Origin of the sequence: Kitasatospora terrestris, assembly GCF_039542905.1 — a bacterium.
GTDB lineage: Bacteria > Actinomycetota > Actinomycetes > Streptomycetales > Streptomycetaceae > Kitasatospora > Kitasatospora terrestris.
In genome coordinates, this window is sequence record NZ_BAABIS010000001.1 from 3399643 (window position 1) to 3412843 (window position 13201).

Consider the following 13201-nt stretch of genomic DNA (forward strand, 5'->3'; position numbering starts at 1 on the left):
CGCACCCCGCCCGGGGTGCGGGCCGTCAGGCCTTTCCGGCCTCGGCCAGCACCAGCTCCTCGATGCCGTGGAGGAAGTCCGCCATGTCCCGGCGGGAGAGCAGCGCGCTGTCGGCGGTCATCGCCAGCTCCAGGGCGCCCGGCGCGGCGTTGACGTCCACCGCGAGGGTGGTGTTCTCCCGCGGCGGGAAGACCTGCGGCCAGAGCAGCTCGGTCGGGCCGTCGGCCGGGGCGGTGGGGCCGTCCATCAGGGCGGCCAGCGGGTCGCGGGTGTCGTTCCACCAGCAGGAGTGGTCGGCGGCGTCCAGCCCGGCGATGTCCCGCTCCAGGGCCGCGGCGTCGTAGCCGGCGTGCCGGTACGCGGCCAGCGAGGCGCCCTGGGTGCGGCGCACGGTGTCGGCGAAGTCCGGCCCGGGGCCGGGCAGGTGGAACAGCCCCTGCTGGGCCATGGTGGTCACCGCGTCGGCCGTCCCGGCGGTGAACCGGTTGGCCACCACCACCTGGAACATCGCGTCCGGCGCCCCGGAGAGCCGGCAGAGCATGGTCGCGCCGGCCGCCAGCAGCACCGTCGGCTCGCTCACCCGGTGCGCGGCCGCCACCCGGGCCACCGCCCGCGCGAGCCGCGGCGAGCGCAGCACCGCGTTCGGGAAGGGCCGGTCGGGGGCGGCGCCGTCCGGTGCGGGGAAGAGCCGGCGCGGGCCCGCGGCGAGCTTGTCCCGCCAGTGCCGGCGGGCGGCCGCGTCGCGCTTCGCCCCGCGCTCGGAGTGCTGCAGCGCGGCCTCCTGGAGCGGCTGCCGGCTCGGCCGCTCGGCGCGCAGCTCCTCGACGCCGCGGCCCAGCGAGAGCTCGGTCAGGTCGCGGACCAGCCGGCGCATGCCCCAGCCGTCGCAGGCGGTGTGCGAGAGCACCAGCACCAGCTGCCGGACCAGCCCGGCGACCTCCACCAGGCCCACCCGCAGCGGCCACTGGACGGCGCAGTCGAAGGGGCGGTCGCCCAGCTCGGCGAGGAGCGCGGCGGCCTCGTCGGCCGCCCGGTCGGGCGTGGACACCCGGACGGCGACGGCGAGTCCGCCCTCGGCGTCGACCTGCTGGCGCAGGCCGTCCGGGGCGGGCAGCAGCCGGGTCCGCAGCGCCTCGTGCAGGTGCAGCAGGCGGGTCAGGGCGTCGAGCACCGCGGCGACGGGCATGCCCGGGTCCACCGGAGCGGCCAGCCGCAGGTTGTACCGGGGCGCGTCGGCGCCGAGCCCGGCCACCTTGTCCGAGATCGCCCGCTGCCCCCAAGTCGCCTCCCCGGCACCGGAACTGGCACCGTGTACGACGATTCCCACCTGCTGCTCAGCGCTCACGCGCGGCAGCCTAGGGCACCCGGGGGCCGGCCGTCAGGGGGTTGCTCAGCGGATGCTCGCCAGCCGGGTCGGGAGCTGGCCGGGCGGGCCGTTGTGGGTGCCGGGGCGGCGCTGGCCGGGGAGCGGGGCGCCGGCCGGCGGGGGGCTGGGTCGGCGCGGGCCGGTCGCGGCGCCCGGCACCGGGTGGGCGGGCTGCTCGGCGGCCAGGCCCAGCGGGGCGACCGCGATCTGCACGCCGCAGTCGGCCAGCGCGTCCAGCTCCCGGGCGGTCGGGTCCTCGGCGGCGGTGTGCTCGTCGGTGACCAGCCGGGTGATCGCCTCGGTCGGCACGGTCTGGAACATGGTGTCGGTGCCGAGCTTGGTGTGGTCGGCGAGCACGATCACCTCCGCCGCCGCCTGCACCAGCGCCCGGTCGACGCTGGCGGAGAGCATGTTGGTGGTGGACAGGCCGCGCTCGGCGGTCAGCCCGCTGCCGGAGATGAACGCCTTGGCGACCCGCAGGCCGTGCAGCGACTGCTCGGCCCCGCTGCCCACCAGGGCGTAGTTGGAGCCGCGCAGGGTGCCGCCGGTCATCACCACCTCGACCCGGTTGGCATGGGCCAGCGCCTGGGCGACCAGCAGCGAGTTGGTGACCACGGTCAGGCCGGGGATGCGGGCGAGCCGGCGGGCCAGCTCCTGGGTCGTGGTGCCCGCGCCGACCACCACCGCGTCGCCCTCCTCGACGAGCCCGGCCGCCAGGTCGGCGATCGCGCTCTTCTCGGCGGCGGCGAGGTGGGTCTTCTGCGGGTATCCCGGCTCCCGGCTGAAGCCGCCGGGCAGCACCGCACCGCCGTGCCGGCGGTCGAGCAGCCCTTCGGCCTCCAGCGCCCGCACGTCTCTGCGTACGGTGACTTCGGAGGTCTGGACGACGCGGGCGAGCTCACGGAGCGACACGGCTCCGTTGGCGCGCACCATTTCGAGGATCAACTGGCGACGTTCTGCTGCAAACACAGGACCGACGGTAACCTGAGTGACCGTCTGCTTTCAGGCGTTTGCAGCCGGTAGTCGGAATTGCTCACCTCGGTGCGGCGCGCGACCGTACAATGCACGCTCCGCTGACCGAGTGACGCCGGTGGAGCAGTGGGACTCAGGCGTCCGAGGAGCCCTCGCGCTTGCGGATGTGCAGCTGGCGCGCGGCCTCGGCGGTGGAACCGGAGAGCGACGGGTAGACCGTGAAGGCACTGGCCACCTGTTCGACCGTCAGGTTGTTGTCCACCGCGAGCGAGATGGAGTGGATCAGCTCGCTGGCGCGCGGGGCGACCACCACGCCGCCGACCACGATGCCGGTGCCGGGGCGGGCGAAGAGCTTCACGAAGCCGTCCCGGATGCCCTGCATCTTGGCCCGCGGGTTGCCGCGCAGCGGCAGCTTGATCTCGACCGCGTCCATCTTCCCGCAGGAGACGTCGGCGGCGGTGTAGCCGACCGTGGCGATCTCCGGGTCGGTGAAGACGTTGGAGGCGACGGTCTTCAGGTTGAGCGGCTGCACCGCGTCGCCGAGCGCGTGGTACACCGCGATCCGGCCCTGCATGGCGGCCACCGAGGCGAGCATGAAGACGCCGGTGCAGTCGCCGGCCGCGTAGACGCCGGGGGCGGTGGTGCGGGAGACCCGGTCGACCTTGATCTGGCCCCAGTCGTTGAGCTGGACGCCGGCCTCCTCCAGGCCCATCTCCGCGGTGTTCGGGATCGAGCCGACCGCCATCAGGCAGTGGGTGCCCTCGATCACCGTGCCGTCGGACAGCGTGACCTCGACCCGGTCGCCGATCCGCTTGGCGCTCTCGGCGCGCGAACGGCCCATCACGTTCATGCCGCGGCGGCGGAAGACGTCCTCCAGCACCTCGGCGGCGTCCGGGTCCTCGCCGGGCAGCACCCGGTCGCGCGAGGAGACCAGGGTGACGTTGGAGCCGAGCGCCTGGTACGCGCCGGCGAACTCGGCGCCGGTGACGCCGGAGCCGACCACGATCAGCTCGCGGGGCAGCTCCTCCAGGTCGTACACCTGGGTCCAGGTCAGGATCCGCTCGCCGTCCGGCTGGGCGTCGGGCAGCTCGCGCGGGTGGACACCGGTGGCGATCAGCACCACGTCGGCGCGCAGCGACTCGGTGCTGCCGTCCTCGCGGTCCACCAGCACCTCGCGGGAGCCGTCGACCGCCTGGCCGCCGGCGCCGAGCCGGCCCTTGCCGCGCAGCACGGTGACGCCGGCCCGGGTGACCGCCTGGGTGATGTCGTGCGACTGGGCGATCGCCAGGCGCTTCACACGGCGGTTGACCTTGCCGAGGTCCACGCCGACCACCCGGGCCTGCTGCTCCAGCGGCGGGGTGTCGTCGGCGACGATGATGCCGAGCTCCTCGTACGAGGAGTCGAAGGTCGTCATCACCTCGGCGGTCGCGATCAGGGTCTTGGACGGCACGCAGTCCGTGAGCACCGCCGATCCGCCCAGGCCGTCGCGGTCGACGACGGTCACCTCCGCGCCGAGCTGGGCGGCCACCAGGGCCGCCTCGTATCCGCCGGGTCCGCCACCGATGATCACGATCCGAGTCACGTGCCCCATTCTCCCGCATGCCGGAACGGAATCCACGCCGGGGGCGTCGTTCCGGGGGTCCTGCGCCGTGATCGGGTCTCAGGTTCCCGCGGTGATCTCCCGTAGGCTGGCGACCATGTCGCTCTACGCCGCCTACGCCACCAACCTCGACGCCCGGCAGATGAGCCGGCGCGCCCCGCACTCCCCGCTGCGCGGCACCGGCTGGCTGCCCGGCTGGCGGCTGACCTTCGGCGGCGAGCAGCTGGGCTGGGAGGGCTCGCTGGCCACGGTGGTGGAGGACGAGAAGGAGCAGGTCTTCGTCTCGCTCTACGACGTGGCGCCGATGGACGAGGAGGGCCTGGACCGCTGGGAGGGCGTGCAGCTCGGCATCTACCGCAAGGTCCGGCTGCGCGCGCAGACCCTGGACGGCGAGGTGTCGGTCTGGACGTACGTGCTGAACGACTACGAGGGCGGGCTGCCGGCCGCGCGCTACCTCGGGCTGATCGCGGACGCCGCGGAGAGCGCCGGCGCCCCGGACGACTACGTGCTGGACCTGCGCCGCCGACCCTGTTGAGAGGTACCTCCAGGCGCGGCGGACCATAGCGGGTCGAAAGCTGTCGTTCTACGCAATCCGGGTAACGATCCGGCATGGCTTCCACGATCTGTCTACGCGCGTAGTGGTTTCTTGACTATCCTCGGCGACGTGAACGCTTCTCCTCAGTCGGTCGTCTCCGCCGACCCCTACGCCGCCGCCCGGGCCGCCGCCGATCGCCTGCGCGAGCTCACCGGCGCCGAGCACCACGACGTCGCCCTGGTGATGGGCTCCGGCTGGGTGCCGGCAGCCGACGCCCTCGGCGAGACGCTGGCCGAGTTCCCGGTCACCGAGCTGCCCGGCTTCCCCGCGCCCGCCGTGGCCGGCCACGCCGGCACCATCCGCTCGGTCCGGATCCCGGGCGGGGGCGACCGCCGCGCCCTGGTCTTCCTCGGCCGCAACCACTACTACGAGGGCCACGGCGTGGCCACCGTGGTGCACGGCGTGCGCACCGCCGCCGCGGCCGGCTGCCGGACCGTCGTGCTGACCAACGGCTGCGGCGGCCTGCGCGAGGGCTGGGTGCCCGGCCAGCCGGTCCTGATCAGCGACCACATCAACCTGACCGCGGACTCCCCGATCGTCGGCGCCAACTTCGTCGACCTCACCGACCTGTACTCCAAGCGCCTGCGCGCGCTGTGCCGCGAGGTCGACCCGAGCCTCGACGAGGCGGTCTACGTCCAGTTCCGCGGCCCGCACTACGAGACCCCGGCCGAGGTCCACATGGCCCGGGTCATCGGCGGCGAGCTGGTCGGCATGTCCACCACCCTGGAGGCCATCGCCGCCCGCGAGGCCGGCGCCGAGGTGCTCGGCATCTCCCTGGTCACCAACCTCGCCGCCGGCATCACCGGCGAGCCGCTCAACCACGCGGAGGTCCTGGAGGCCGGCAAGGCCTCGGCCGAGCGGATGGGCGCGCTGCTGGCGAAGGTGCTTGAGCGGATCTGATCCGCACCTGACGCAGAATCGGTAACGGACGGGCCGTCGGCCGGGGTGTGGGGCTGCCCCCACGCTCCGACCGGCGGCCCGGTCCCTTTGGCGACGACAACCTCACGAGGGAGCAGGGCACCCATGCCGCAGGCCTCCACCACCGACCTCCTCACCCGGGCCCGCGCCTGGCTCGCCGAGGACCCCGACCCGCAGACCCGCGAGGAGCTGACCTCCCTGCTGGCCGCCGCCGAAGGCCCCGAGGCCGAGGGCGAGGAGCGGATCGCCTGGTCCCGGCTGGCCGAACGCTTCGCCGACCGGCTCCAGTTCGGCACCGCCGGCCTGCGCGGCGAACTCGGCGCCGGCCCGATGCGGATGAACCGCGCCGTGGTCATCCGCGCCGCCGCCGGCCTCGCCGCGTACGTCCGCAAGAACCCCTCGCTCGGCGACCTCGTGGTGATCGGCTACGACGCCCGGCACAAGTCCTGGGACTTCGCCCGCGACACCGCCGCCGTCGTGGTCGGCGCCGGCCTGCGCGCCGCCCTGCTGCCCCGGCCGCTGCCCACCCCCGTGCTCGCCTTCGCCGTCCGCCACCTCGGCGCGGCCGCCGGCGTCACCGTCACGGCCAGCCACAACCCGCCGCAGGACAACGGCTACAAGGTGTACCTGGGCGACGGCTCGCAGATCGTCCCGCCCGCCGACATCGAGATCGCCGCCGAGATCGACGCGATCGGCTCGCTGGCCGACGTCCCGCGCGCCTCGGACGGCTGGGAGGTGCTCGGCGACGACGTCGTCGAGGCGTACCTGCGACGCGCCGTCACCGTCGTCGCCCCGGACGGCGCCCGCGACCTCGACGTCGTCTACACCCCGATGCACGGCGTCGGCCGGGACGTCCTGCTCGCCGCCTTCAAGGCGGCCGGCTTCCCCGCCCCCACCGTCGTCGCCGAACAGGGCGAGCCCGACCCCGACTTCCCGACCGTCGCCTTCCCCAACCCGGAAGAGCCCGGCGCGATGGACCTCGCCTTCCGCACCGCCGCCGCCGTCGGCCCCGACATCGTCATCGCCAACGACCCGGACGCCGACCGCTGCGCCGTCGCCGTCCCGGCGGGCGGCGGCAGCGGCGGCTGGCGGATGCTGCGCGGCGACGAGGTCGGCGCGCTGCTGGGCGCCGCGCTGGTCGACAAGCAGGCCACCGGCACCTTCGCCACCACCATCGTCTCCTCCACCCTGCTCGGCCGGATCGCCTCCGCCGCCGGCCTCGGCTACGCGGAGACCCTCACCGGCTTCAAGTGGATCTCCCGGGCGGACGGCCTGCGCTACGGCTACGAGGAGGCGCTCGGCTACTGCGTCGACCCGTCCGGCGTCCGCGACAAGGACGGCATCACCGCCGCCCTGCTGGTCGCCGAACTCGCCGCCGGCCTCAAGCGGACCGGGCGCACCCTCACCGACCTGCTCGACGACCTCGCCCTCGAACACGGGCTGCACGCCACCGACCAGCTGTCGGTCCGGGTGGACGACCTGACGGTGATCGCCGACGCGATGCGACGGCTGCGCGAGCAGCCGCCCACCGAGCTCGCCGGACTGCGCGTCACCCGCGCCGACGACCTCACCGCCGGCTCCGCCGACCTGCCGCCCACCGACGGCCTGCGCTACTACCTGGCCGGCGAGGGCGTCACCTCCGCCCGCATCGTGGTCCGGCCGTCCGGCACCGAGCCCAAGCTCAAGTGCTACCTCGAAGTCGTCCTCCCGGTGCCCACCGCGGCCGACCTCGCCGCCACCCGCGACCGCGCGGCGGAGGTCCTCGCCGCGATCAAGCGCGACCTGGCGGGCGCGGCGGGCATCTGAGGCCGCCCCGGAGAGTCCGACGGGGCGCCGGTCCGCCTGCTCGGCGGTCCGGCGCCCCGTGCGGGAAGCGCTGCGGTCAGTGGTGCTGCGGTCAGGTGGCGGCGATCAGGGCGACCAGGGCGACCAGGCCGACCAGGGTCGGGGCGATGATCCACCAGCACCAGGTGACCCGGGCCTCGCCGGCGGCCAGCGGGTTGGCCGCGTTGGTGTCGGCCAGTTCCTGCAGCTCGCTCACCACCTGGTCGGACCAGGCACGCGTCGGATCCGACTGGCCGGGCCGGGCGGTGCGGCCGGCCGGGACGCTCCACCGGCTGCTGGTGGTGTCGCCGGAGGCGGCGGCGCGGGCGGCCGTCCGGTTGGCCCGCTTGCGCTGGCGCAGCGACACCGGGACGGCCCAGACCTGGTACTTCTTGCCGCCGGCGAACAGCTCGACCGAGTAGCCGGCCTTCAGCCCCTCCACCGACGCCCACGGGACGTCGATCGTCCGCAGCGGGTTGCGGACCAGCAGCCGGCGGTCGTTGGAGAGCACGGCCGGACGCAGGGTGTACGCGATCACCGGGAAGGCGAAGACCGGGGCCGCCGCGAGGGCGATCCACGGGGTGCGGCCGGTGCCGTTGATCACCGCGTCGATGATCAGCCAGCCGGCGATGGCCAGCAGCATCACGCCGGCGATGATGCCGGGAACGGAGCGCTGCACGCGGTCGGCGTACTTCTGCTCGGGGGCGGCGGAGCCCTGGTCGGGCGTGCCGTCGGAATCGGTCATGCCGTCGATTCTGCCCCATCCCTCCCGTGCTTCCCAGAGCCTCCGGAGCACGACCAGGCCACGGGACGGCCACGAAGAGCGCCCGCCACCAGCGGCGACGGGCGGACGTCGGACGGAACGGGTCAGGCGGTGCGCCGCCGCAGGGTGGCGGCGCCGAGGGCGAGCGAGAGCAGCCCGCACACGGCGACCACGCCGAGGTCGAGCAGGGTCCGGCCCTGGACGCCGGCGGAGGTGGTGAGCCGGGCCATCGCGTCCACCGCGTACGAGAGCGGCAGCACGTCGGAGATCCAGCGCAGCAGGGGTGCCATGTCCTCGCGCGGCACGAACAGCCCGCAGAGCAGCAGTTGCGGCAGCAGCACCGCCGGCAGGAACTGCACGGCCTGGAACTCGGTGGCGGCGAAGGCGGAGACCAGCAGGCCGAGCGCCATCCCGAGCAGCCCGTCCGCGACCGCGACGGAGAAGACCAGCCAGGTCGGCCCGGCGATGTCCAGGCCGAGCACGCCGATGGTCAGCGCGGAGGCGAGCGCCGCCTGCACCAGGGCGACCGCGCCGAACGCCAGCGCGTAGCCCAGCAGCAGGTCGAGCTTGCCGAGCGGCATGGTGAGCAGCCGCTCCAGGGTGCCGGTGGTCCGCTCCCGCAGCATCGCCACCGAGGTGACCAGGAACATCACCATCAGCGGGAAGACGCCGAGCAGCGCGGGGCCGATCCGGTCGAAGGTGCCCGGCTGGGCGTCGAACATGTACTTCAGCAGGACCAGCAGCAGGCAGGGCACCACCAGCAGCAGCGCGATCGTGCGCGGGTCGTGGCGCAGCTGGGCGAGGACGCGCCGGGCGGTGGCGAGGGTACGGGTCGGGTTCATCGGGCGCTCTCCACGAGTTCCAGGAAGGCGCTGTCGATGTCGGCCGCGCCGGTGGACCTGAGCAGCTCGTCCGGGCTGTCGTGGGCGAGGAGTCGGCCCTCGCGCATCAGCAGCAGCCGGTCGCAGCGGGTGGCCTCGTCCATCACGTGGCTGGAGACCAGCAGGGTGGCGCCGCCGTCCGCGAGCTCGCGGAACAGCCGCCACAGGTCCTGCCGAAGCACCGGGTCGAGGCCGACCGTCGGCTCGTCCAGGATCAGCAGCTCGGGCGTGCCGAGCAGGGCCGCGGCGAGCGAGACCCGGGCCCGCTGGCCGCCGGAGAGCCGGCCGACCGCGTCGCGCTCGTGCCCGGCCAGGCCGACCCGGGCGACCACCCGGGCGGGGTCGGTGCGCGGGGCGCCGAGCACGGCGGCGAAGTAGTCGAGGTTCTCGGCGACGGTCAGGTCGGCGTAGACCGACGGCGCCTGGGTGACGTACCCGACGCGGTGGCGCAGGCCGGCGCCGCCCGCGGGTTCGCCGAGCACCTCGACCGTGCCGGCGGTGATCCGCTGCACGCCGACGACCGAGCGCAGCAGCGTGGTCTTGCCGCAGCCGCTCGGGCCGAGCAGGCCGGTGATCGATCCGCGCTCGAGCTCCAGGTCGAGGCCGTGCAGGACGGTGCGGCCGCCGCGGTCGACGGTGAGCCCGGCGATCCGGATCGCGGGGGCGGCGGACCCCGGCGAAGAATTCATCATGTGATGAGTTTTGCGGCGCCGACGCACCCCGTCAAGGGGGCGCGTGAGGTCAGCTCACGATGCGTCGAAGTACGACTGCACCGTCCGGCCGAGCAGCGGGACCAGTTCCTCGGGCGGCGCCGAGGCCAGCGGCTCCACCCCGATCACGTACCGGGCCATCGCCAGGCCGACGATCTGCGACATCGCCAACTCCACCCGCAGCTCCGGCCGCTCCCCGTCCAGCACCGCGGCCAGCCGGCCCACCAGTTCCGTCACCATGAAGCCGCGCACCAGCGCCGCGACCTCCTCCGACGCCGCCGCCGTGCGCAGCAGCGCCAGCAGCCGGTCGCGGATCGCCGGCTGCTCCCACAGCTCCAGCACGAACGCCGCCAGGCGCTCGCCCACCGAAGCGCGGTCCCCCGCGAGCACCACCCGCTCCACCACCGCCCGCGGGTCGATCGGAAACTCCAGCGCCGCCATGAACAGCCGGTCCTTGCTGCCGAAGTAGTGGTGCAGCAGCGCCGCGTCCACCCCGGCCGACCGGGCGATCGCCCGCATGCTCGCCTTCTGGTACCCCTTCGCCCCGAACTCCGCCCGGGCCGCCGCCAGCACCGCCCCCCGGGTGTCCTCCCCTCCGGGCCGCCGCCCGGTCCGCTTCTTCTCCGCGGCCTGCATCTCGTCGCTCACCCCGCCATTTTGACTTCCTCCCCACCCCGGCCCGGCCGATTGCGCCCCGCTGCGCGGCCGACGGCTCGAAAAGGCCTTGCCGCACGGACCGGTCGTGCGGAAACCTCACCGCACATGACGATCAGTAGGAGATCATTCGGTCTGGCGGCAGGGCTCCTGGCGGCCGCCGGGGCGCTCGGCCCGCTGTCCGCGGGCCCGGCCGGCGCCGCGACGAACCGCCCGAGGGGCACCGGGCTGCCGGCGGAGAAGGCCACGCCGGTGGCGCAGTGGCGGCTGGACACCGCCTCCGGTTCGCCGGCAGTCACCCCGGACGACTGGCAGGACCATCTGGACGCGCGCCTGGGCGGCGGTGCGACGATCGACCCGGCCGGCGGGCTGCTGCCGGTCCCGGGCAGTCTGGTCCTCGACGGTGTCGCCGCCCACGCCGAGGCCCCGGTGGCGGTGGACGTCACCGGCAGCTTCTCGCTCGCGCTGTGGGCCAGCCCGGTCGCCGAGCCGAGCCGGGACATGACGGTGCTGGCGCTGACCGGCCGGCGCGGCAGCGCGCTGACCCTGCGCTGGAAGCACGAGGGCGCCCCCGGCACCCCGAGCCCGATCGACCGCTGGGAGGTGGAGATCCGCGACTCGGACCGCCCGGACGCGACGCGCTCGGTGGCACCGCACACCCCCGCCTTCCCGTACGGGCCCGAGCTGCGGTGGGACCACCTGGCGGTCGTGTACGACGCCGACGCGGGCGAGCTCAGGCTGTACGTCAACGGAGCACCGGAGAACCAGCAGTGCGCCCCGGGCGACGAGTCCTGCGTCCCCCACGTGTCGACCGTGCCGTCGGTCCGGCCGTTCCCGAAGGTGGACGCCCTCCAGTTCGGGCGGTCGCTGACCGACCGGGAGTGGACCGACCACTTCGCCGGGGAGCTCGACGCCGTCTGGCTCTACCGGGGCGCGCTGACCGAGTCCCAGGTCGCGCAACTGGCGGACCCCAACATGGTCTACGAGCACCCGTACGCCCCCTGATCGCGCACCCGCCGCCGGCGCCGCTCGGCCGCCGGCGGCGGGTGGCTCCCGCCGCCCGGCTCAGGCGTCGGTGTCGAGGACGGCAGTGACCGCGGCGACGATGCGGGCCTCGGCGGCGGGCTTGGTGACGCCGAGGTCGGCGAGCGGGCCGGTGCCGTCCTGCTGTTCGAGCAGGGCGAGCAGGATGTGCTCGGTGCCGACGTAGTTGTGGCCGAGGCGGAGCGCCTCGCGGAAGGTGAGTTCGAGGGCCTTCTTGGCGCCGGCGTCGAAGGGGATGAGCGCCGGGAGCTCGTCGACGGCGGGCGGGAGGGCGGCGGTGGCCGCCTCGCGGACCGCGTCGGGCGTGGCGCCGAGCGCGTCGAGGGTGAGGGCGGCGAGCGCGTCGGGTTCGGCGGCGAGGCCGAGCAGGAGGTGCTCGGGGCGGATCTCGGGGTTGCCGGCGGCGCGGGCGGCCTCCTGGGCGGCGATCACGACCTTGCGGGCGGCGGTGGTGTAGCGGTTGAAGCCCTGACTGGGGTCGAGCTCCTCGGAGCCGGCGGCCGGGTCCTTGGGGACGAAGCGCTTCTGGGCGGCCTGTCGGGTGACGCCCATGGAGCGGCCGATGTCGGTCCAGGAGGCGCCGGAGCGGCGGGCCTGGTCGACGAAGTGGCCGATCAGGTGGTCGGCGACGTCGCCGAGGTGCTCGCCGACGAGGACGGCGTTGGTGAGCTGGTCGAGGGTGTCGGGATGGGCCTTGCGGATGCCGCTGATGAGGTCGTCGAGGCTGATCTGCGGGTTGATGCCGGCCGGATTCGTCATGTGTCAACCGTAGGTTGACACCCTGCGACTGTCAACCCCGGGTTGCACCCCCGCATTTCGGTCAGGCATCGAAACCGCCCGCCCCTAGCCCTCGGCTACGCGCGTAGATATGCTGGTCTGGTGACTATGTCCACTCTTGCAGCCAACGCCCCCGGCGCAGCGGGCAGCGGTCTCGAGGACGTCGCGGCGTCCGAGGCCTCGCTCCGCCGCTTCCTGCACGGTCTGCCCGGCGTCGACCAGGTGGGCCTGGAGGCCCGCGCGGCGACCCTCGGCACCCGTTCGATCAAGACCACGGCCAAGGCGTACGCCATCGACCTGGCCATTTCGATGATCGACCTGACCACGCTGGAAGGCGCGGACACGGTCGGCAAGGTGCGCGCCCTGTGCACCAAGGGCAGGACGCCCGACCCGACCGACCCGACCACCCCGCAGGTGGCCGCGATCTGCGTCTACCCGGACATGGTCGCCACCGCGAAGGAGGCCCTGCGCGGCACGCCGATCCAGGTCGCCTCGGTCGCCACCGCCTTCCCGGCCGGCCGGGCCGCGCTGCCGGTGAAGCTGGCCGACACCGCCGACGCGGTGGCCGCCGGCGCCGACGAGATCGACATGGTGATCGACCGGGGCGCCTTCCTCTCCGGCCGCTACCTGGACGTCTTCCACGAGATCGTCGCGGTCAAGGAGGCGTGCAAGCGCCCGGACGGCACCGCCGCCCACCTCAAGGTGATCTTCGAGACGGGCGAGCTGCAGACGTACGACAACGTCCGCCGGGTTTCCTGGCTGGCGATGCTGGCCGGCGCCGACTTCATCAAGACCTCCACGGGCAAGGTCGCGGTGAACGCGACTCCCCCGGTGACCCTGCTGATGCTCGAGGCCGTCCGCGACTTCAAGGCGCAGACTGGGATCCAGGTGGGCGTGAAGCCGGCCGGCGGTATCCGCACCACCAAGGACGCGATGAAGTACCTGGTGATGGTCAACGAGACCCTGGGCGACGACTGGCTGAGCCCGCACTGGTTCCGCTTCGGAGCCTCCAGCCTGCTCAACGACCTGCTGATGCAGCGCCAGAAGCTGACCACCGGACGGTACTCCGGTCCCGACTACGTGACGGTGGACTGAGG

At 74.1% G+C, this 13201-nt stretch carries 13 protein-coding genes; 5 read left to right on the top strand and 8 right to left on the bottom strand.

Annotation, left to right across the window (positions count from 1 at the left end; translation table 11 throughout):
* Window positions 1–25: 25 nt before the first annotated feature.
* The 3 genes from ABEB06_RS15455 to ABEB06_RS15465 form a co-directional block, all read right to left on the bottom strand.
* Window positions 26–1345 (bottom strand): condensation domain-containing protein, encoded by a 1320-nt coding sequence (locus ABEB06_RS15455; RefSeq protein WP_345697436.1) that lies wholly within the window; start codon window positions 1343–1345, stop codon window positions 26–28.
* 45 nt (window positions 1346–1390) lie between these two features.
* The gene (locus ABEB06_RS15460) at window positions 1391–2299 is read right to left on the bottom strand and encodes a DeoR/GlpR family DNA-binding transcription regulator (RefSeq protein ID WP_345701867.1); all 909 of its coding nucleotides are present in this window, start codon (window positions 2297–2299) and stop codon (window positions 1391–1393) included.
* A 172-nt stretch (window positions 2300–2471) separates the two neighbouring features.
* Window positions 2472–3929, bottom strand: coding sequence for an NAD(P)H-quinone dehydrogenase (locus tag ABEB06_RS15465; RefSeq protein ID WP_345697437.1), 1458 nt, complete (start codon window positions 3927–3929; stop codon window positions 2472–2474).
* A gap of 106 nt (window positions 3930–4035) precedes the next feature.
* Here ABEB06_RS15465 and ABEB06_RS15470 point away from each other — a divergent pair, with 106 nt between their 5' ends.
* The 3 genes from ABEB06_RS15470 to ABEB06_RS15480 all read left to right on the top strand — a co-directional run bounded on the left by ABEB06_RS15470 (window position 4036) and on the right by ABEB06_RS15480 (window position 7257).
* A complete protein-coding gene (locus ABEB06_RS15470; protein WP_345697438.1) occupies window positions 4036–4473 on the top strand; it encodes a gamma-glutamylcyclotransferase family protein in 438 nt (145 codons plus the stop codon).
* A gap of 129 nt (window positions 4474–4602) precedes the next feature.
* Window positions 4603–5433 (top strand): purine-nucleoside phosphorylase, encoded by an 831-nt coding sequence (locus ABEB06_RS15475; RefSeq protein ID WP_345697439.1) that lies wholly within the window; start codon window positions 4603–4605, stop codon window positions 5431–5433.
* A 123-nt stretch (window positions 5434–5556) separates the two neighbouring features.
* Window positions 5557–7257, top strand: coding sequence for a phospho-sugar mutase (locus ABEB06_RS15480; protein ID WP_345697440.1), 1701 nt, complete (start codon window positions 5557–5559; stop codon window positions 7255–7257).
* A 91-nt stretch (window positions 7258–7348) separates the two neighbouring features.
* On the opposite strand, the gene ABEB06_RS15485 is transcribed toward ABEB06_RS15480, so the two are convergent.
* The 4 genes from ABEB06_RS15485 to ABEB06_RS15500 form a co-directional block, all read right to left on the bottom strand.
* On the bottom strand, window positions 7349–8020 hold the full coding sequence (locus tag ABEB06_RS15485; RefSeq protein WP_345697441.1) for a PH domain-containing protein: 672 nt from the start codon (window positions 8018–8020) through the stop codon (window positions 7349–7351).
* 122 nt (window positions 8021–8142) lie between these two features.
* A complete protein-coding gene (locus tag ABEB06_RS15490) occupies window positions 8143–8880 on the bottom strand; it encodes an ABC transporter permease (RefSeq protein WP_345697442.1) in 738 nt (245 codons plus the stop codon).
* Window positions 8877–9611 carry an ABC transporter ATP-binding protein gene (locus tag ABEB06_RS15495; RefSeq protein WP_345697443.1) on the bottom strand — a complete coding sequence of 245 codons (735 nt, stop codon included), beginning with the start codon at window positions 9609–9611 and terminating at the stop codon, window positions 8877–8879. The genes ABEB06_RS15490 and ABEB06_RS15495 overlap by 4 nt, the downstream gene beginning before the upstream one ends.
* A gap of 54 nt (window positions 9612–9665) precedes the next feature.
* Window positions 9666–10277: a TetR/AcrR family transcriptional regulator gene (locus tag ABEB06_RS15500; protein WP_345697444.1), complete on the bottom strand. Its 612-nt coding sequence runs from the start codon at window positions 10275–10277 to the stop codon at window positions 9666–9668.
* 114 nt (window positions 10278–10391) lie between these two features.
* On the opposite strand from ABEB06_RS15500, the gene ABEB06_RS15505 reads away from it, so the two are divergent.
* Complete coding sequence (locus ABEB06_RS15505) at window positions 10392–11288, top strand: LamG domain-containing protein (protein ID WP_345697445.1); 897 nt, start codon at window positions 10392–10394, stop codon at window positions 11286–11288.
* 60 nt (window positions 11289–11348) lie between these two features.
* Here ABEB06_RS15505 and ABEB06_RS15510 read toward each other — a convergent pair whose 3' ends face one another.
* On the bottom strand, window positions 11349–12086 hold the full coding sequence (locus ABEB06_RS15510) for a Clp protease N-terminal domain-containing protein (protein ID WP_345697446.1): 738 nt from the start codon (window positions 12084–12086) through the stop codon (window positions 11349–11351).
* 126 nt (window positions 12087–12212) lie between these two features.
* Between ABEB06_RS15510 and deoC the strand changes: the two genes are divergently transcribed.
* Window positions 12213–13199, top strand: a complete 987-nt coding sequence (gene deoC / locus ABEB06_RS15515; RefSeq protein ID WP_345697447.1) for a deoxyribose-phosphate aldolase — start codon at window positions 12213–12215, stop codon at window positions 13197–13199.
* Window positions 13200–13201 lie beyond the last annotated feature (2 nt).